12 protein-coding genes are annotated in these 19,076 nt (G+C 70.8%); 8 read left to right on the top strand and 4 right to left on the bottom strand.

Translation table 11 applies throughout. The annotated features are described in order from the left end of the window. Positions 1-95: 95 nt before the first annotated feature. Positions 96-2,237, bottom strand: a complete 2,142-nt coding sequence (locus ACTOQ1_RS30545; protein WP_440071421.1) for an anthranilate synthase component I — start codon at positions 2,235-2,237, stop codon at positions 96-98. A 363-nt stretch (positions 2,238-2,600) separates the two neighbouring features. Here ACTOQ1_RS30545 and ACTOQ1_RS30540 point away from each other — a divergent pair, with 363 nt between their 5' ends. Next, complete coding sequence (locus ACTOQ1_RS30540) at positions 2,601-4,286, top strand: CocE/NonD family hydrolase (protein ID WP_440071420.1); 1,686 nt, start codon at positions 2,601-2,603, stop codon at positions 4,284-4,286. 134 nt (positions 4,287-4,420) lie between these two features. After that, on the top strand, positions 4,421-5,641 hold the full coding sequence (locus ACTOQ1_RS30535) for a helix-turn-helix transcriptional regulator (protein ID WP_440071419.1): 1,221 nt from the start codon (positions 4,421-4,423) through the stop codon (positions 5,639-5,641). A gap of 100 nt (positions 5,642-5,741) precedes the next feature. Here the strand turns inward: ACTOQ1_RS30535 and ACTOQ1_RS30530 are convergent, their stop codons facing one another. After that, complete coding sequence (locus ACTOQ1_RS30530; RefSeq protein WP_440071418.1) at positions 5,742-6,656, bottom strand: SDR family oxidoreductase; 915 nt, start codon at positions 6,654-6,656, stop codon at positions 5,742-5,744. A gap of 347 nt (positions 6,657-7,003) precedes the next feature. Here ACTOQ1_RS30530 and ACTOQ1_RS30525 point away from each other — a divergent pair, with 347 nt between their 5' ends. The 5 genes from ACTOQ1_RS30525 to mctP all read left to right on the top strand — a co-directional run bounded on the left by ACTOQ1_RS30525 (position 7,004) and on the right by mctP (position 12,050). After that, positions 7,004-8,194 carry a cytochrome P450 gene (locus tag ACTOQ1_RS30525; protein ID WP_440071417.1) on the top strand — a complete coding sequence of 397 codons (1,191 nt, stop codon included), beginning with the start codon at positions 7,004-7,006 and terminating at the stop codon, positions 8,192-8,194. A 155-nt stretch (positions 8,195-8,349) separates the two neighbouring features. Continuing rightward, a complete protein-coding gene (locus ACTOQ1_RS30520) occupies positions 8,350-9,171 on the top strand; it encodes an MBL fold metallo-hydrolase (protein ID WP_440071416.1) in 822 nt (273 codons plus the stop codon). A gap of 100 nt (positions 9,172-9,271) precedes the next feature. Further along, positions 9,272-9,826 carry a VOC family protein gene (locus ACTOQ1_RS30515; protein WP_386160614.1) on the top strand — a complete coding sequence of 185 codons (555 nt, stop codon included), beginning with the start codon at positions 9,272-9,274 and terminating at the stop codon, positions 9,824-9,826. A gap of 411 nt (positions 9,827-10,237) precedes the next feature. Continuing rightward, entirely contained in the window at positions 10,238-10,450 is a 213-nt protein-coding gene (locus tag ACTOQ1_RS30510; RefSeq protein ID WP_440071415.1) for a DUF3311 domain-containing protein, read from the top strand. Positions 10,451-10,454: 4 nt separating this feature from the next. Then, positions 10,455-12,050 (top strand): monocarboxylate uptake permease MctP, encoded by a 1,596-nt coding sequence (mctP, locus tag ACTOQ1_RS30505; protein WP_440071414.1) that lies wholly within the window; start codon positions 10,455-10,457, stop codon positions 12,048-12,050. A gap of 137 nt (positions 12,051-12,187) precedes the next feature. Here mctP and ACTOQ1_RS30500 read toward each other — a convergent pair whose 3' ends face one another. Both ACTOQ1_RS30500 and ACTOQ1_RS30495 read right to left on the bottom strand, forming a co-directional pair. Next, positions 12,188-15,514, bottom strand: a complete 3,327-nt coding sequence (locus ACTOQ1_RS30500) for a PQQ-dependent sugar dehydrogenase (protein ID WP_440071413.1) — start codon at positions 15,512-15,514, stop codon at positions 12,188-12,190. 167 nt (positions 15,515-15,681) lie between these two features. Then, a complete protein-coding gene (locus ACTOQ1_RS30495; protein WP_440071412.1) occupies positions 15,682-16,869 on the bottom strand; it encodes a sugar phosphate isomerase/epimerase family protein in 1,188 nt (395 codons plus the stop codon). Between the two features lie 893 nt (positions 16,870-17,762). Between ACTOQ1_RS30495 and ACTOQ1_RS30490 the strand changes: the two genes are divergently transcribed. Then, a complete protein-coding gene (locus ACTOQ1_RS30490) occupies positions 17,763-18,926 on the top strand; it encodes a serine hydrolase domain-containing protein (RefSeq protein ID WP_440071411.1) in 1,164 nt (387 codons plus the stop codon). Positions 18,927-19,076 lie beyond the last annotated feature (150 nt).

Genomic DNA, 19,076 nt, shown 5'->3' with positions numbered 1-19,076 from the left:
CCGGCCGGTCCTGGCCCGTTACGCCCGGCGGTCTCCACGACGGGGAGAACTCTAGGGTCACCCGGCGGGACCGCCGGGCGCGAAGTACGGGTTCTTTACCCGTTCCTGCGGCAGAGGCGAAGAACGTTGGCGATGATCTTCGCTCCCGAGCCCCCCTCGGCGGTGAGGATCGACTCGGGGTGGAACTGCACCGCGAAACGGCGTCGCTCCACGTCCTCGATGGCCATCACCGCGCCGTCCGGGGTGAGCGCGGTGGCGGTGAACCCGGCGACGCCCGGCCGCTTGGCGTGGAGCGAGTGATAGCGCGCGGCGGTGAACTCCTCGGGGAGCCCGTCGAGCAGGGCGCTGGGGCCCAGCCGCCGCACCTGGCCGCGCTTGCCGTGCTCGGGATAGGACAGCAGTTCGAGGGTGCCGCCCGCCTGCTCCACCATGCCCTGCAGGCCGAGACAGACGCCGAACACCGGCAGGTCGCGCTCGTAGAGGGCGTCGACCAGGGCGGGCAGCCCGAAGTCGGACGGCCAGCCGGGGCCGGGCGACAGGACCACCAGGGAGGGCGCGATCTCGTCGATCATCGTGACGGGGAAGCCGTGCCTGAGCGTGACGACCTCGGCGCCCTGCTGGCGGAAGTAGTCGGCGAGGGTGTTGACGAAGGAGTCCTCGTGGTCGACGAGCAGCACCTTCATCCCCTCTCCCGGCGGCGTGGCGGCCACCTCGGCCTCGGCCCGCTCCTGCGGGGCCGCGCCGACCGCGGCCAGGGCGCCCAGCAGGGCGCTGGCCTTGAGCTCGGTCTCCCGCTCCTCGGCCTCGGGGTCGGAGTCGAACAGCAGCGTGGCCCCGGCCCTGACGGTGGCGACCCCGCCGCGGATCTGCGCGGTGCGCAGGGTCAGGCCGGTGTTCATCGAGCCGTCGAAGCCGATGTAGCCGACCGCCCCGCCGTACCAGCGCCGCGTGGTGGCCTCGTGGTCCTCGATGAACTGCATCGCCCAGGTCTTGGGGGCGCCGGTGACGGTGACGGCCCACATGTGGGTGAGGAAGGCGTCGAGGGCGTCGAACTCCGGACGCAGCCGGCCCTCGATGTGGTCGACGGTGTGGATGAGCCGGGAGTACATCTCGATCTGGCGGCGGCCGATCACCTGGACCGTCCCCGGCACGCAGATGCGGGACTTGTCGTTGCGGTCCACGTCGGTGCACATGGTCAGCTCCGACTCCTCCTTGACGCTGGACAGGAGGGTCCGGATCGCGTCGGCGTCCTCGATGGGGTTGCCGCCGCGGGCGATGGTGCCGGAGATGGGACAGGTCTCGACGCGGTCGCCGCTGACCCGGACGTACATCTCCGGGGAGGCGCCGACCAGGTGCTCGCCCTCGCCGAGGTTGAACAGGAACTCGTACGGCGCCGGGTTGACCTTGCGCAGCCCCCGGTAGAAGGCGGCCGGGTCGGTGCAGGGCGCGTGGAAGACCTGGCCGGGAACGACCTCGAACAGGTCGCCGCGGACGAACTTCTCCTTGGCCGCCGCCACCACCTTGGCGTAGGAGCCCCTCTCGGGGTCGGCCGGGAGCTCGGACGGCGGCGGGGTCAGCGGCACGACCTCCCCCTCGCGGGCGAGCCCGTGGGTGGAGACGCCGTCCACGGTGAACTCGTAGCGGAACTCCTTGCTGGTCTCCCTCTTGCGGTCGATAACCATCACCCGGTCGGGCAGGTGCAGCACGAGGTCGCGCTGGTCCGCGGCCCGCGTCAGGACCTGCCTGATCGGCTCGAACTGGAAGGCCAGGTCGTAGCCGAAGGAGCCGTACAGGCCCAGGTGCTCGTTCTCGCCCTTGAACGCGGCGATGACCTCGCGGATCGCGGTGAAGACCGTGGGACGGCGGCTGCGCATCTCCTCGGGGAGGATGTCCTCCGACTCCGCCACGTAGACCTCGACGAGGTCGGCCGTCGGCTCCTCGACGGGCTTGCCCGCCGCCAGCAGGCAGGACACGACGGCGGGCAGGACCACCCTGCCCCGGGCGTTCAGCGCGCGGGCGGAGATCCTGCGCCCCCTGGCGACGATCTCCAGGCAGGGGTCGACGTAGGCGAGGTGCCATCGGCTGTAGCGGCCGGGATACTCCATCCCGGAGGAGAGCACTCCGCCACGGCGCTCGCCGAGCGTCGTGACGACGTCCTCAAGCACCGTCTCGGGCACGTCGGACGCGGTGACCTCGACCCCTATGCCGCCTGCGGTGGTATATCGGCTCGTCTCCACTGCGGTATCGCCCCTTTTGATGTCCCTGATGCCCAGAGGGAGCGGACGCAGAAAAGGCCGCCTCCCTGGGCGGCCGCCTGTCTGCTCGCGAATGCGAAACCTGCGCCGCCTAGAAGCGGCGCCACCACTGAAGGGTAATCGGGTCTCGCATGTGGCCAGAGTACCGGCGGTGACCGCGATCATGCAACGTGACACCGCGCCGGTCCCGTACCGGCGGGGAATCCGTGAAGATCTCCAGGGGGCGGGCGCCCGTACGGAGCCGGCGGGACCGGAGGATGACGAGCCTCACACCGGCGAGCCCTGGCCATCGCGAGCCTTGTTCTGTTACCAGTGGGTAATCACGGGGCTGCGCGAGGAGAGCACATGGGGACGATCACTTGGCCGCGAATGGCCGTCCACCGGGTCACGGTCGAGCGCGACCTGCCGGTACCGATGCCCGACGGGGTCACCCTGCTGGCCGACCGCTACGCGCCGGCCGGCGCCGTGCGCCCGCCCACGATCCTGATCCGCTCCCCGTACGGAAGGCGCGGCGTGTTCGGGCGGACCTTCGGGCGCGGGTTCGCCAAGCACGGGTTCCAGGTCGTGATACAGAGCTGCCGGGGGGGCTTCGGCTCGGGCGGCCTGCTCGACCCGCTCGGCGACGAGCACGACGACGGGCTGGCCACGCTGGCCTGGCTGCGCGCCCAGGACTGGTACGGCGGGAGCCTGGCCATGCACGGCCCCTCCTACCTGGGGTACGCGCAGTGGGCGATCGCCCCGTTCGCCGGGCCTGACCTCAAGGCCATGTCCACCTCGGTGACCGCCTCCCAGTTCCGGGACGCCGCCTACGTGGGCGGGGCGTTCGCGCTGGAGTCGTCGCTGATGTGGACCACGCTGACCGCCTCCATGGAGCGGCCGTTCGGCGGGGCGAGCGCCCTGTTCATCCCGCGCAGAACGCGTCGCGCGGCCCTGTCGGGGCGCCCGCTCGGGGAGCTGGACACGCTGTCGGCGGGCAGGGGCATGCCGTTCTTCCAGGATCTGCTGACCCACCACGCCGATCCCGCCGCCTACTGGGGCAGGCGCGACTTCTCCGCCTCCGTGGGCGAGGTGGAGGCCGCGGTCACCATGGTCGGCGGCTGGTACGACGTCTTCCTGCCCTGGCAGATCAAGGACTACGCGGCGATGCGGGCCGCGGGGCGGCGCCCGTACCTGACGATCGGCCCCTGGTACCACGCGGACGTGCGGCACGGCCGGGTGGCCAACGCCGAGGCCCTCGCCTGGTTCCGCGCGCATCTGCTCGGCGACCCGTCGGGGCTGCGCGAGCAGCCGGTCAGGCTGTACGTGACGGGCGCGGACGAGTGGCGCGACCACTCCGACTGGCCGGTGCCCGGCGTGCGGGAGCAGCGCTGGCACCTGCGTCCCGGCTTCGCCCTCTCCCCCGACGCCCCCGACGCCCCTCATGCCGTTGACGCCCCTGACGCTCCTCATGCGGTCGAAGGCCCTGGCGGCGCCGGCGGCCCGCACGGCGCCGAGCCCGACCGCTTCCGCTACGACCCCGCGCACCCGACGCCCGCGCTGGGCGGCCCGGTCCTGCTGGGCAACTCGGAACCGCGCGACAACCGCAGGCTGGAGGCCCGGCGCGACGTGCTCGTCTACACCGGCCCGGAGCTGCGGCGGGACACGGAGATGATCGGCCCGGTCTTCGCCGACCTGTACGTGCGCACGGGCACCGGGCACGCCGACGTGGTGGTCCGGGTCTGCGACGTGCACCCGGACGGCGCCTCCTACAACGTGTGCGAGGGCGTGCGCCGCCTGGTCCCCGGTGACCCGCCCGCCGGGGACGACGGGATCCGCCGGGTCCGGGTGGATCTGTGGCCGATCGGGCACCGTTTCCGGCGCGGCCACCGGATCCGCGTGCACGTCGCCGGAGGCGCGTACCCCCGGATCGCCCGCAACCTCGGCACCGGTGAGCCGCTGGGCACGGGCAGCGCGATGGTCACGACCGACCACGAGATCTTCCACGACCCGTCCCACCCGTCCGCGGTCGTGCTGCCCCTCGTCCCCTCCTGACCGGACCGGGTCTCCCGCCCTGGCGGCCCCGTTCCGCCCTCGCCCGGCCGCCTCCGGCCGTCCCGGGCGGCCTCACCCCGGTCCCGCCCGTGCCCCGCGCCCGGCCGCGGGTGCGCCGGGGCTAGGGTCGGAGGGTGCGCGCGGCCAGGTTGATGTCGTTGGTCCTGCTGCTCCAGGCCCGGGGCGGGATGACCGCGGCGGAGCTCTCCAGGGAGCTGGAGGTCTCCGAGCGGACCGTCCACCGCGACGTGCTGGCCCTGTCGGAGGCCGGCGTGCCGGTGTACGCCGACCGCGGGCGGGGCGGGGGCTACCGGCTGCTGGACGGGTACCGCACCCGGCTCACCGGACTGGACCGCGCCGAGGCGGAGGCGCTTTTCCTGTCGGGCGTGCCGGAGGCGCTGCGGGAGATGGGACTGGGCGAGGTGGCGGCCACGGCGCGGCTGAAGGCCTCCGCCGCGCTCTCCCCCGGCCTCCGCGACGCCCCCGCGACCGCGGCTCAGCGCTTCCACCTGGACGCCCCCGGCTGGTTCGCGAGCGAGCGACCCCCACCGGCGGCGCTGGCGCCCCTGGCCAGGGCGGTGTGGGGTGACCACCCGGTCACCGCCCTCTACCGGCGTGCCACGCGCACCCGGCCGGGTGAACAGACCAACCAGCCTGGACAACCCGGCCAGCCCGGCCAGCCCCGTCAGCCCGGCGAAACCCGGCGGACCGAGGGAACCGGACAGGCCGAACGCGGCGGGCGGACCGAGCGTGACGGACGGGCCGGGGAGAGCGGGCGGTCCGAGCAGGCCGGGGCCGCCCGGCGGCGCCTGGAGCCGTACGGGCTCGTGCTGAAGGCGGGGGTCTGGTACCTGGCGACCCGGTTCGCCATCTACCGGGTCGACCGCTTCGACGAGGTCGAGATCCACTCCGGCCTGCGCTTCGAGCGGGACGAGACCTTCGACCTGGCCGCGTTCTGGGGCGAGAGGGCGGCGCGGTTCGCCGGGTCCCTGCTCACCGCGCACGTCACCGTACGGCTCAGCCCCGCCGGGCGCCGCGCGCTCCCCGCCGTCGCCGACCCCGCCGCTCTCGGCTCCGCCCTGGCCTCCGCCGGCGAGCCCGACGGGCAGGGGTGGGTCACGTTCCGCCTGCCGGTCGAGTCACCGGAGGTCGCCTACAGCCAGATCCTCCGCTTCGGCCCGGAGGCCGAGGTCGTCGACCCGCCCGGCCTCCGGGCCCGCCTCGCCGAAGCGGCCTCCCGCCTGCGTGACCTGTACGCCTCCCCCCGCTCCCCCGCCGGCCCTGTTGGCACCTCCGGCCCCGGCGACACCGGCGACACCGGCGACCCCGGCGACGCCGGCGCGCCAGGCCGCTGACCCCGGCCGGGGGCCCGGCTGAGGGCCCGGCCGGGGATCTCAGCCGGTTCTCCCTGCCGGTGGCCCCGGCCCGGGGTCGCGGTGCCGGTCCCGGTGGTGGTCAGCGGTAGCCGGTGGCGTCGGCGGGTTTGCCCTTGCTCTCTACCTCCTCGATGTAGCGCCAGGCGTCGGGCCTGCTGCCGTCGACGTCGGTGAAGCCGTACACCTGGGCGAGCTGCCCGCTGGACACCGACCGGCCCGACCAGCGCATCCGGTCCTCGTCGGCGGCGAGGGCGACGACCGCGCGGCCGGTGAAGGCGGGCGTCTCGGAGATCACGAAGTGCGGCTGCCTGGCGGTGGCGTCCCGCCAGTTCTCCTCGGTGACGCCGAAGAGCTCCAGCATGCTCTCCGACCTGAGCCAGCCGGGGGTCAGCGAGATCGCCGCGCAGCCGTGCGGGCGCAGCTCGTGGGCCTGGCTGAACGCGAGGCGGTTCACCGAGATCTTGGCCAGGTCGTAGAAGGCCGAGAGCCGGTAGTTGACGGTGTTGTACTCAAGGGTGCCGTCGGTCACCTCGATCACCATGCCCCCGGGATTCTCGATCAGCAGGGGCAGGGCGTGGTGACTGGTGATCAGGTGGGTGTCCACCGCCAGCCGGAGGATGCGCAGGCCGTCGTCGAGGGAGTGCTTCCAGACGGGGACGTGCCACTCGGTGAGCGGGTCGGCGCCCCAGACGTCGTTGACGAGGATGTCGAGCCTGCCCTGCTCGTTCCTGATCCGTTCCACCAGGGCGCGCACCCGCTCCGGGTCCAGGTGGTCGACCTGGACCGCGATGCCGTGACCGCCCCCGCGGGTCACCAGCTCGGCCGTCTCCTCGATGGTCTCCGGCCGGTCCATCTCCGAGCGCCGCTCCCGTGTGCTCCTCCCGGTGCAGTAGACCGTGGCGCCGGCCGCGCCCAGCTCCACCGCGATTCCCCGGCCGGTCCCCCTCGTCGCCCCCGCGACCAGGGCGACCTTTCCTTCCAGCGTTCTTGTCATGAGGCCAGCGTGACGCGAAAACAGGACATCTACTGTCATGTTTTCGCGTCACGCCGGCCGAGGGACACGGACCGGGGCGGAAGGCCGTGGCGCGGCGCGGCGTGGAACGGCCGGCGGGAAGGACGAGAAGGGCACCGCGGTGTCCGGCGACCCCGCCGGGAAACCGGCGGCGGGCGTCCCGGTTCCAGGCCGGGGGCCTCACGGCGCACGACGCCGCCGGAGCAAGTAGTTGCTGGTCAGTGACACAACACAGACCTCGGGCGGCCCTCGGGGTCCTTTGTGCGCAATCGATGGGTTGCTAGCGTTTTTTCGGAGTGGCCAGAACGGCGAGTCATCCAGGGGGTCCCATGAGCGAGTCTCCGACGCCACCGCTGCACATGCGGCGAGCCGAGTTCGATCCCGATCCGGAGCTGGAGGCGATGCGGGACGGGGAGGGAGTCAGGCTCGTCAGGACACCGCCCGGCGTCGACGCCTGGCTGGTGACCCGCCACGAGGACGTGCGCGCGGTGCTGAGCGACGCGGAACGGTTCAGCAACGCCCGGACGACCACGTTCCAGCTGCCCGGCGACCAGAGCAGCGAGGAGGAGCTCGCCGTGCTCCGCGCGGGCAACCTGCTCGCCTTCGATCCCCCCGAGCACACCCGGCTGCGCCGGATACTGACGCCGGAGTTCACGCTCCGCCGGATACGCCGGCTGGAGCCGCGGATCACGCGCATCGTCGAAGACCACCTGGACGCGATGGAGAGCGCGGGCTCCCCCGCCGACCTGGTGTCGTCGTTCGCGCTGCCGATCCCCTCCCTGGTGATCTGCGAGCTGCTGGGCGTGCCGTACACCGACCGGGCGGACTTCCAGCGCAGGACCGGCCTGTTGCTCGACGTGTCGGCGCCCCTCGAGGAGCGCAGGGCGGCGCAGCGGGAATCGCGCGCCTACATGGCCGAGCTGGTCGCCCGCGCCCAGGCCGATCCCGGGGAGGAGCTGCTCGGCACGCTGGTGCGCGAGCACGACGACCTGACGACGGACGAGCTCATCGGCATCGGCGGCCTGCTGCTGGTGGCCGGTCACGAGACCACCGCCAACATGCTCGGGCTGGGCACGCTGGCCCTGCTGCGCCACCCCGACCAGCTGGAACTGCTCAGGAAGGAACCCGAGCTCGTCGACGCCGCGGTGGAGGAGCTGCTGCGCTGGCTCAGCATCGTCCACTCCAGCACCTTCAGGACGACCACCACGGAGGTCGAGATCGCCGGCCGCAGGATCGGGCCCGGCGAGTTGGTGATGTGCGCGCTGCTCGCCGCCAACCGCGATCCCGCGTTCCTGTCCGATCCGGGGGTGCTGGACATCACCCGGGGGGCGCCCGGCCACCTGGCCTTCGGCCACGGCGTGCACCACTGCCTGGGCGCGCCGCTGGCGCGGATGGAGATGCACATCGCCTTCCCCGCGCTGCTCAGGCGCTTTCCCGAGCTGCGCGCGATCGAACCCGACGCGCACTTCCGCTCCTTCAGCTTCGTGTACGGCCTGTCGTCCCTGAAGGTCGCCTGGTGACGCCACGGTAGGACCGTACGCCGGCCCGCCGGACGGGGGTCCGGCCACCGGCGGAGAGCACCGGCAGGCGTGACGGTTCCGGGACGGCCGGATGCGCGGCCTGCCGGATTCGAGCACGACGACCATTCCACCGATCCGACACGGGGGACCGCGGCATGTCCGACCAGGAGGCGGCGAGTGTGCTGTTCATCGGGAACGCCACGACGCTCATCCGCTACAACGGGTTCACCATCCTCACCGACCCCAACTTCCTGCACCGCGGCCAGCACGCCTACCTGGGCTACGGGTTGTTCACCAGGCGACTGACCGAACCGGCGCTGAGCGTCGACCGGCTCCCGCCCCTCGACGCCGTTCTCCTCTCGCACATGCACGGCGACCACTGGGACCGGGTGGCCCGCAAGGGGCTGGACCACAGCACACCGATCGTCACCACGCCGCACGCGGCGCGGAAGCTGAAGCGGCAGGGCTTCGGCGGGGCGGTCGGCGTGGCCACCTGGCATGACCACGAGCTCCGGAACCCTGCCGGCTCGGTGAAGATCACCTCGTTGCCCGCGCGCCACGGCCCCGGCCTGGTGGATCTCCTCCTGCCTCCCGTCATGGGAAGCATGCTGGAGTTCTCCGGCCCGGACGGCCGCGTGCGCCTGCGCCTGCACATCAGCGGCGACACGCTCATGGCGAGGGAACTGGACGCCATCCCGCGGCGCTTCCCCGACGTCGACGTGGGCGTCGTCCACCTGGGCGGCACGAAGCTGCTGGGCCTCCTGCTGGTGACGATGGACGGCCGGCAGGGGGCCGAGTGGGTGCGTCTGACCAAGCCGCGCCACGTGCTGCCGGTGCACTACGACGACTACGGCGCCTTCAGCTCACCGCTCTCCGACTTCCGCGACCACGTCGAGCGGAGCGGTCACGGAGACCGGGTCGTCTACCTGGCCAGGGGCGAGAGCCATCGGCTGCCCGAAGTGTCCGAGCGGCCGTGAGCGGTACGGGCAGGTCGCGCCGCCGCCTCCCGGCGGCCGCCCGCCCGGCCTTCCCATCTCCTGTGATAAGCAGTTCATTACCCGAGGGAGCGAGGAGAACATGGCGGACAACACCGAGTTCGAGCTGCGCGGGATCAACCACCTCGCGCTGGTGTGCTCGGACATGAAGCAGACGGTCGACTTCTACTCCGGTGTTCTGGGCATGCCCCTGATCAAGACGATCGAGCTGCCGATGGGCTGGGGGCAGCACTTCTTCTTCGACTGCGGCGGCGGCAACGCGCTGGCGTTCTTCTGGTTCCCCGACGCGCCCGAGGGCGTTCCCGGCGTCTCGGCGCCCAAGAACCTGCCCGACCGGGGTGAGCTGCTCTCCGCGGTCGGCTCGATGAACCACATCGCCCTCGACGTCGCCCCGGACCGGATCGAGGAGTACCGCGACAAGCTCATCGCCAAGGGTGTGGACGTCGGGGTGATCCTCAACCACGACGACAGCGAGTTCGGCATAGCGCCCGCCATGGGAGAGGGCGTGTTCGTCCGGTCGATCTATTTCAAGGACCCCGACGGCATCCTGGTGGAGTTCGCCGCCTGGACCAGGGACCTCGGCCTGCCGGAGGACGTACGGCACGAGCCGAGGACCGCCGCCGACAGGACCGTCTGAGCCCGCGCACCGGCGGAGCACGTGAGGCCCGACCGGCGGCGCCGCGCGAGACCGCGACCGGCGGCTCGGGACGCTGTGTGACATGTCTCGCGCCGGGCAACACGTCGTGCGCTGTGTGACACGCCTTCACCCGTCACGCCTTTACGAGGACTTGCTCGATCATGTCAAGGAAGCCGCGCCGGGAATTCGGTGACCGGTGGGATCCCGTCGGCGAAGTGGGCCCACCCTGGAGGCATGACCCCCGTGACCTCGCCGGCGACCTCGACGAAGGAGCCGGGCTACCGTTCGTCGCGCCGCCGGTGCCGCTCGGCGCTCGGTGACCTGAATGAAACGGCCGTGTAATTACGCTGCCGGTCAGCCGAAGGGGACGGTCCTGCCCGGACACCCTTTCTCCAGCTCAAGGAGACCGCGTTGACCACTCCAAACGGGAACCGGAGCGATCACAGCCCATGGAACTGGCTGCTCATCGTGCCGATCATCCTACCTTTGCTCCCGTTTCTCTTCAATTCCGATGAGCCACGGCTTTTCGGCTTTCCGATGTTCTACTGGCTCCAGCTCGCCTTCATCGCGGTCGGTGTCACATGCACCACGATCGTGTACCAGATGACGAAGCGGCGGCGGTGACCCGATGGAAGCTCACCTGACAGAAATCATCATCTTCTCCGCACTGTTCCTGCTGGTCAGCGGCATGGGATTCGTGGCCGCGCGCTGGCGCCGCCCGGAGAACCTGGCAAGCCTCGACGAGTGGGGGCTCGGCGGCCGCAACTTCGGTCCTTGGGTCACCTGGTTCCTGGTCGGCGGCGACCTCTACACCGCCTACACCTTCGTGGCGGTGCCCGCCCTGCTCTGGGGCGCGGGCGCGATGGGCTTCTTCGCGGTCCCGTACACGATCGTGGTCTATCCGATCGTCTTCCTGGTGCTGATCCGCCTCTGGTCGGTCTCGCACGTGCACGGCTTCGTGACCCCGGCCGACTTCGTCCGGGCCCGCTTCGGCTCCCCCACGCTCGCGCTGCTGGTCGCGATCACCGGCATCGTCGCGACGATGCCCTACATCGCCCTCCAGCTCGTCGGCATCGAGGCCGTGCTGAAGTCGATGGGCATCACCGGCCATCTGCCGATCATCATCGCGTTCGCGATCCTGGCCGCGTACACCTACCAGTCGGGCCTGCGCGCCCCCGCGCTGATCGCGTTCGTCAAGGACACGCTGATCTACATCGTGATCCTGGTCGCGATCTTCGCGATCCCCGCCCAGATCGAGGGCGGCTGGTCGGGGATCTTCGACGCCGCCCAGGAGAAGTTCGCCGCCAGTCCCGCGCCCGGCGACGGCATCCTGCTCAACGCCAACAACCAGCTGCAGTACGTCACGCTGGCCCTGGGGTCGGCGCTGGCGCTCTTCCTGTACCCGCACAGCATCACCGGCATCCTCGCCTCCAAGAACCGCGACGTGATCAAGCGGAACATGTCGGCGCTGCCCGCCTACAGCCTGCTGCTCGGCCTGATCGCGCTGCTCGGCTTCATGGCCATCGCGGCCGGCATCCAGCCCATCGGCAAGGACAACAACACGATCGTGCCGCAGCTGTTCGACAAGATGTTCCCCGACTGGTTCGCCGGCGTCGCATACGCCGCGATCGGCATCGGCGCGCTGGTCCCGGCGGCCATCATGTCCATCGCCGCGGCGAACCTGTTCACCCGCAACATCTACAAGGAGTACCTGAAGCCGGACGCGAGCGACGCCGACGAGGCCCGTGTCTCGAAGATCACCTCGCTGCTCGTCAAGGTCGGCGCGGTGCTGTGCATCCTGTTCCTGGACACCGGCTTCTCCATCGACCTGCAGCTCATCGGCGGCGTCATCATCCTGCAGACGCTCCCTTCGGTGGCGCTCGGCCTCTACACCCGCTGGTTCCACCGCAGCGGCCTGATCGCCGGATGGGTCGCCGGCATGGGGGCCGGGATGCTCCTGCTCTACAACATCGGCAACCCGGCCACCGGCAAGCTGCACTTCGCCGGGTCGGCGTTCCCGCTGGAGAAGCTGGGCCTGGACACCAAGATGACGATCTACGCGGGCATCCTCGCGCTCGCGGTCAACCTGGCCGTCGCCGCGCTCGGCACGGTCATCGCGCGCGCCATGAAGTCCTCCGACGGCGTCGACGCCACCCAGCCCGACCACTACTTCGCCGACGAGGGCGACCCCAGGATCAAGGATCTCGACCTCGCCCCCCACTGACCCACCGGACGCGCCGCCCGTTCCTGGCGGCCAGAACCTCAGCGAGGACCGGGACCCCGGAGGATCACCCACCGGGGTCCGGAACCGAGCGCGGGGGGAGAGCCTGCCCGGCTCTCCCCCCGCGCCGCTTTGTCGCGTTATCCGCCGGCCGGGGCGCGCAACTGCGCGATCAGCGCCTTCCCGTCCCGGACGAGCACGTCACGCGCCGCGGTGTCGGGCACCCAGAGCTTGAGGCGGGCGAGCGTCACGAAGACCTCCAGCGAGGCGATCGCGAGCTGCTTCCTTCCCGCCTCCGCGTGCTTTTTGGCCTGGTCGAGCTGGACGCCGAGCAGGACGCCCCGCACCGAGCCCTCCGCCTTGAAACGGTCGAGGAGATTCCGCACGTCGGCGAAGGAGGTCGTGACCTCGAACGCGACGGTCTGCTTCGTGACGTGTCCCGCCTGGTCCTTCGCGGTGACGGTCAGCGTGTGCGCGCCGAGCGCCAGCTTGGACAGGGCGAGCGGCTTGCCGGAGACCACCTGCAGGTCGCCGACGGCCGCCGTCACGCTCGCCACCCCCGACGTCGCGTCGGCCGCCGAGAAGACGGGCGTGACGGACACGGAGTCGCCGTACTTTCCGGGCTGCACCCCGCTCACGGTCAGGACCGGGGCGGTCTTGTCGATCTTCGCCGTGACGGTGCCGACCTGCGAGACGTTGCCCGCGTTGTCGGTCGCCCGGTAGCGCACGGTGGCCGTGCCGTCGGCGGTCAGGGTGACCGGGTTGTTGGCGTTCAGCCACGTCGTGCCGCCGTTGAGCGAGTACTGGCGGCTCGCCACCGTGCCGTTGTCGGTCGCGGTGACCGTCAGCGTGACGTTGCCGGTGTACCAGCCGTTCTCCCCGCCCGGCTCGGCCGGGGCGAGCGTGGCCGACACGGTCGGAGGCGTCTCGTCGGAGACCCCGCCGCCCTGGAAGGTGAACCCGTCGACCTCCACGCCGCCGGTAGAGGTGACGTAGAGCTTCCCGCTGCCCGTCGGGGCGCCGGTGAGCGAGGTGTCCACGCTCTGCCAGCCCGATCCGGCGGGCACGGTGACGGTGGCGAACGGCTCCGCCGTCGCCGAGTCCCAGCGCAGGGACAGCGTTCCCGAACCGGAGGCGCGGGTCCTCACGCCGGTGACGCCGGCGAGGTTCACCGGGTCGTACGCGAGCCAGTCTCCGGCGTCGAACGACGTGATCTTCGCCAGGCCGGACGCGCTCTCGTCCTCCACCCTGGTGACGCCGCTGCTCGCGTCCGCGTGCTCGGCCTGCAGTTCCTTGGGGTTGAGGATGAGCGTGGCGTCGCCGAGCGCTCCGGGGATGTCACCGGCACCGTTGTCCCGGTAGCTCACCACGACGACGCCGAAGATGTTCTCGGTCTCGCCGTGCTCGGGGGCGTCGGCGGGTGTCGGCCAGGCTCCCGAGCATCCAGAACCGAGGGTCTCCGGATGCGCGTGCGCGTCGTGGCCGAGGCCGAAGGTCCACTGCACCCGGCCGCACACCGGGGTGTCGCCGTCCTCCTTGTCGGAGACCTTGATCTGGAACGGCACCGCGTCGCCCCAGTCGAAGAAGGAGCCGTTGCCCGGCGTCTGGATGGTCACCTCGGGCGCGGTGTTGCCCACGGTGATCTCGGTCGAGGTGAGCCCGAACTTGCCCTGCGCGTCGGTCACGCGGAGCCTGGCGGCGTACTGCCCGAGCGCGGGGTAGGTGTGCGAGACCGTCACGCCGGTGGCGTCGAAGGTCCCGTCGCCGTCGAAGTCCCACTCGTGGCGCAGCGCGCCCGGCTCGGCGTCGGTGGACGTCTCCGCGCTGAACGCGACGGTCAGCGGCGCGGCGCTGCTCGACGTCGGCTTGGCGACGATCCTCGCCTGCGGCGTCTTGTTCCCCTCGGCGTAGTCGATGCGGTAGAGGCCCGCGTCGGGGTTCGCGCGGAAGAAGCCGTCGCCGTAGTCGAGCACGTACAGCGACCCGTCGGGACCGAACTCGATGTCCATCGGGCTGTCGGTGATCGGCATCGCCGCCGTGGTCAGCGCGCTGTTGGGCAGGAAGTGTTCGAGCTTGGTCACCGGTCCGTCCGACCCCGTCACGGTGAACGCCGCGAGGTAGTCCTGGGAGAACTCGCCGAAGAAGAACTTCTTGTCCCAGTACGCCGGGAACTTCGTCGTCGACGGGTTCGCCGCGTCGTAGTGGTAGACGGGGCCGCCCATCGGCCCCTGGCCGCCCGCCGGCTCGAAGTCGGTGAGCCCGGCCCACTCCGCGGGCTGGTGGGTGTTGTTGTCGCCGTAGTAGAGGTCCGCCGGGGTCGCGGCCGGCAGCTTGTCGACGCCGGTGTTCCAGCGGGAGGTGTTCGTCGGCCCTCCCGCGCAGTCGAACCACTCGCGCGGCGTCGAGGTCGCGAAGTTCCAGTCGTTGTAGTTGAAGTTGTTCCCGGTGCAGTAGGGCCAGCCGCTGTTCATCGGCTTGTCGATGGGGGTGACGTTCCACTCGACGTAGCCCAGGGGCCCGCGGGCGGGGTCGGCCGCCCCGGCGTCGGGGCCGTAGTCACCCCAGGAGACCGTACCGGTCACGTCGTCGACGTCCATCCGGAAGGCGTTCCGAACGCCCGTCACGAAGATCTCAGGACGCGTCTTGGCCGTTCCCGGCGGGAACAGGTTGCCGGCCGGGACGGTGTAGGTGCCGTCCTCCTTCACCGTGATCCGCAGGATCTTGCCGCGCAGGTCGTTGCTGTTGCCCGCGCCGCGCCGCGCGTCGAGCCCGGGGTTCATCCCGGGGGCGTCGTTGTTGGGCGCCATGCCGTTGGCCCCGGGCGTGCCCGCGGGGGTGTTGTCACCGGTGACGAGGTAGAGGTTGCCCGCGGCGTCCCAGTCCACGTCGCCCGCGACGTGGCAGCACTGCCCGCGCTGCGCCTCGACCTTGATGATGACCTGCTCGGTGGACAGGTCCAGCGCGTCACCGGTCCACTTGAACCGCGACAACTGGTTGTAGCCCTTCCACTGGTTCCAGTACGACTCGTCCGCGCCCGCGGGCAGCGAGTTGGGCGCCGACCCGGTGGGAGTCGTCTCCGGGTACGGCGCCGTCATCGTCTTGGGCGCGTAGTAGACGTAGACCCACTTGTTCTCGGCGAACTCCGGGTCGATCGCGATCGTCTGGAGGCCGTCCTCGGAGTTCGCGTAGACGGGGATCGTGTTGATGACCTTGGTGACGCCGGTGCTGCCGTCGGTCAGGCGGATGTCGCCGTTGCGGGCGGTGTGCAGGACCCGCTTGTCGGGCAGGACCGCCAGGTCGATCGGCTCGCCGACGTTCTTGGTCAGCGTGATCTTCTCGTAGTTCGACCAGTCCGTGGGCGCGGCCAGGACGTCGGCATCGGCCTGTACGGGGGCGGTGCCGGGCACCGCCAGGGGGAACAGCAGGGCGGCCAGTGCTCCACCGAGCATGGCGCGGGTACGCTTCAACTTCCTGAGCCTCTTCTTCAGGGGGGTGTCAGGACAGGGCGGGCCGCCACGCGTGCCGCGGCAACGGCTTCGATCACGTGGCGGTCCGCCGAACCCGTCTCCGGGTTCTTTTCCGAGGTGCTCTTCGAGGGGCTTCTGAGGAGTTCGCCCGGTCGTCCGCCGGGCTCTCAGCGGCGGCGGCGCAGGGCGGCCAGGTTCTTGTAGCTGAGCTCGGAGTACTGGAGCGAGCGGCCCGGCTCCTCGGCCCCTCCGGGCGCGTTGTCCTGCTCGTACATCGGGTTGTGGCGCCGCTCGATGTCCAGCTTGGAGAAGAAGGCGCGGTAGTCGATGTCACCGGTGCCGAACGGCACCATGTCGTAGCCGTTGCCGGTCGCCGTGTTGGCCTTCCCGTCCTTGGCGTGGAACAGCGGGAAGCGCTTCTCGTTCTGTCGTACCAGCTTCAGCGGGTCGAAGATGTCGGCCCGGGTGGAGCCGTCGCGCGCGACGTACGAGCGGTGCTTGTACTGCGCCACGTGCGCCCAGAAGATGTCCATCTCGAGATAGACGTGCCTGCGGCTGGTGATCCGCAGGAAGTACTCCAGCTTCCTGATGCCCGACGAGCGGGTGGGCCGGCCGAGTTCGTCGAGCGGGCCCTCGTCGAGGAGGAAGCCGTACGCCGCGTCGTGGTTGTGCGTGTACAGCTTGAGCCCGGCGGCCGACGCGATCGAGCCGAGACCGTTCCACTTCTGGGCGGCGAGGTCCCAGTCCGCCTTGTAGGCGCTGTTGGTCGGGTCGCCGCCGGTGCCCACGTGCTCCATGCCGAGGATGTTGGCGATCTCCAGCGTCCGCTTGAAGCGGTCGAGGTCGGCCTCGGTGAGCGGCCACGAGCCGGGGATGAAGCCGTGGTTGCCCTGGGCCTTGAGCCCGTTGTCGTCGAGCCACCGGCGCAGCAGCCTGGCACCCTCGACGGTCTCCAGGTCGGCTCCGCCCTCGGCGTTCGCGTGCTGGCGGTAGCCGGCGAACTCCACCTGCTTGTAGCCGATCCGCGAGAGCTCCTCGAACACGCGCCGGAAGCCCGCCGGCAGGCTCGTGTTCGCCGCCGGGTCGCGGGAGATCACGTCACGAACCGTGTAGAGGATGATGCCCCGCTTGGCCTCGGGCACCAGGGCGTTCCGGTCGCCGTGACCGTGGCCCTGGCCTCGCTCCTGGTCGCCGCCGGGGGAGGCGTACGCGGCCGACGCGAGCGGGCCCACCGCCGAGACGGCGGCCACCGCGGTGACTCCCGTCGTGGCCGCGAGGAACTGGCGGCGGTTCAGTCCGAGCCTGCGGCGCAGCGCGCCCGCGACCTCGTCGATCTCTTCTTCGTGTGCACTCATGGTTTCCTGCCTCCGTGTGGGTGGATGGAGCCCCGTGATCCCCGATGCCTCGGCCGAGTGACCGCCGACTCCTTTCCGCCGCAGGTCGGGGCCCCGCCCGGCGGATCACCTCTTCGAGGAGATCCGCCCGCGAACGCCGCCGGCCGACTCACTGCGCTCTCTTGATGTTGTGCAGAGAACTTGGCGTGGAAGTTACGCGCCTTCTGACATTTTTGGAAGAAGTTTTGTCATGATCAATTGAACTTTCTACCACCAACGACCGAAGTCACCCCGGTGCGCGACCCCGTCCACCGGGCCCCGGGACACCGCCGAATGGTGGATCTTCCCTGATGGATCGGGGTGGCCGCCTCCCAGGGCGCAGCAACAGACTTGGTTTGTAACGATATGAGCAGATAACACCCTCAGACGGTCCGCCTCGGCACCCGTCCTCAGCCGGACCTACGGGCCCGCCGACCAACGAGCGGGCCGCCTCGCCACGAACGGTCACGGGGCCTGTTCAGCGGGCACTTTGGCTGAGAAGGCGGAAAGTTTCGCTCATAATCGGCAGAACCGTTGGTTCACCCATCGGGCGACACGTCGAGCGGCATCGAGCGAGACCTCGGGTGACACACCAGGTGGCGTACCGGAAGACATCGATTGACACACCAGGTGGCACCTCGGGTAGCGCGGGCCGCCGGGCGTCTCGCCGACCGGCGAGACCGGAACCGGCCGGCACCGGACCTCCATCCGAAGACCGGGCCCCACCAGGCGGGCTTTCCCATTCGCCGCGTCGCTTGTAGCGTCTTGACGTCCTTCCCGCCCGGAGGCGGAGGTTTCCGCGCTCGAGGTTCCCGCGCTCAAGGAGAAGTGACGGTCCCGGCGAGGAACACGAGGAACGAGAAGGGAAACGCCGGATGCGCGCGGCCGGGCTCAAAGCCATCTCACTGGTGATTGCGCTGACCTCCTGCGCCCCGGCGCCCGGCGCCGCCCCGCCGGCCTCTCCCTCGGCGACGAGCCCCGCGCTCCCTTCGCCCCCCTCCGAGCGGCCGGATCCCCCCACGAAACCGGGCCCGGCCGGCTCGGCCTACGCCCTCCAGGCGATCGCGGAGGACCTGGTGGCGGCGGCCGGTTCCCCGGGGGCCGTCGTGCACGTCCGTGACGACGGAAAGGTCCAGGAGGCCGCCGCCGGGTTCGCCGACCCGGCGACGCGCACCCCGATGCGGGTCGACCACCGCTTCCGGATCGCGAGCATCACCAAGACGTTCACCGCGGCGATCACGCTCCAGCTGGTACGCGAGCGGCGGCTGACCCTCCGCGACACGCTCGGCGAGCTGCTTCCCGGGGTTCTTCCCGGTGCCGGCCGGGTGACCGTGGAGCAACTGCTCAACCACACCAGCGGGATACCGGACTATCTCACCGACTCCCGCTTCATGGACGCCATCGTCGACGGCGGCATGTACACGCGCGACTGGCCGCCGCGGGAGTTGCTCGGCTACGGCGGCAGACCGGGCAGAAGCGGGGTGAACCGCTACTCCAACGGCAACTTCATCCTTCTCGGTCTCATCATCGAGAAGGTCACCGGTCAGAGTTACGCCGAGGTGCTCCGCGAGCGCGTCACCGAGCCCCTGAAACTGCGCGACACCGAACTGCCGCGGGATCTACGGCCACCCGGGCTCGCCACGGGCAGGCAGGGCGACGGTCCCGGGGCGACGATCGTGAACTCCTCGATCTTCTGGTCCGCGGGCGGGCTGGTGTCGACCGCGGGGGATGTGGGCGCCTTCTACGAGGCACTGTTCGGCGGGAAACAGGCCGTGTCCGGTGGTGAACCCGCCGAGGGATCGGCGCCGAGGCGATTACTCGAGGGGGCCGGGGCCGCGCTGAAGCGCGCGGACGGCCTGGGCGTCTTCGCCGACAGGCTGCCGTGCGGCACCCGGGTGTGGAACCACTCCGGGATGATCTACGGATACTCGGGGGTCGCCATGAGCAGCGAGGACGGCCGACGCCAGGTGGTGGTGCAGCTCAACTCCCCGGCGGCCGGGCAGGCGATCGCGACGGCGGGAAGGCTCATGTGCCGCTGAGCCGCCTGACGGCCGAACACCCCTGGGGACTTCTCCGGTCCGGGGAATGATGAGATCTCGGGAGTCTCCCGTTGGAGTTTCCTGTTGGGAAGGCCCCGAAGAGAGTCCTGCAACAGACCCCGGAACGCTCCCGGAAAGGGCCCCGAAGAG

This window comes from Streptosporangium sp. OZ121 (genome assembly GCF_051918885.1).
Lineage (GTDB): Bacteria > Actinomycetota > Actinomycetes > Streptosporangiales > Streptosporangiaceae > Streptosporangium.
This window is presented reverse-complemented; position numbering and strand designations above follow the sequence as displayed.

Excerpts from the sequence above, each read along its gene's own strand:
- ACTOQ1_RS30530 (WP_440071418.1), bottom strand. The coding sequence starts at position 6,656 with ATGACAAGAACGCTGGAAGGAAAGGTCGCCCTGGTCGCGGGGGCGACG.
- ACTOQ1_RS30520 (WP_440071416.1), top strand. The coding sequence starts at position 8,350 with ATGTCCGACCAGGAGGCGGCGAGTGTGCTGTTCATCGGGAACGCCACG.
- ACTOQ1_RS30495 (WP_440071412.1), bottom strand. The coding sequence starts at position 16,869 with ATGAGTGCACACGAAGAAGAGATCGACGAGGTCGCGGGCGCGCTGCGC.
- ACTOQ1_RS30515 (WP_386160614.1), top strand. The coding sequence starts at position 9,272 with ATGGCGGACAACACCGAGTTCGAGCTGCGCGGGATCAACCACCTCGCG.
- ACTOQ1_RS30540 (WP_440071420.1), top strand. The coding sequence starts at position 2,601 with ATGGGGACGATCACTTGGCCGCGAATGGCCGTCCACCGGGTCACGGTC.
- ACTOQ1_RS30525 (WP_440071417.1), top strand. The coding sequence starts at position 7,004 with ATGAGCGAGTCTCCGACGCCACCGCTGCACATGCGGCGAGCCGAGTTC.
- ACTOQ1_RS30490 (WP_440071411.1), top strand. The coding sequence starts at position 17,763 with ATGCGCGCGGCCGGGCTCAAAGCCATCTCACTGGTGATTGCGCTGACC.
- mctP (WP_440071414.1), top strand. The coding sequence starts at position 10,455 with ATGGAAGCTCACCTGACAGAAATCATCATCTTCTCCGCACTGTTCCTG.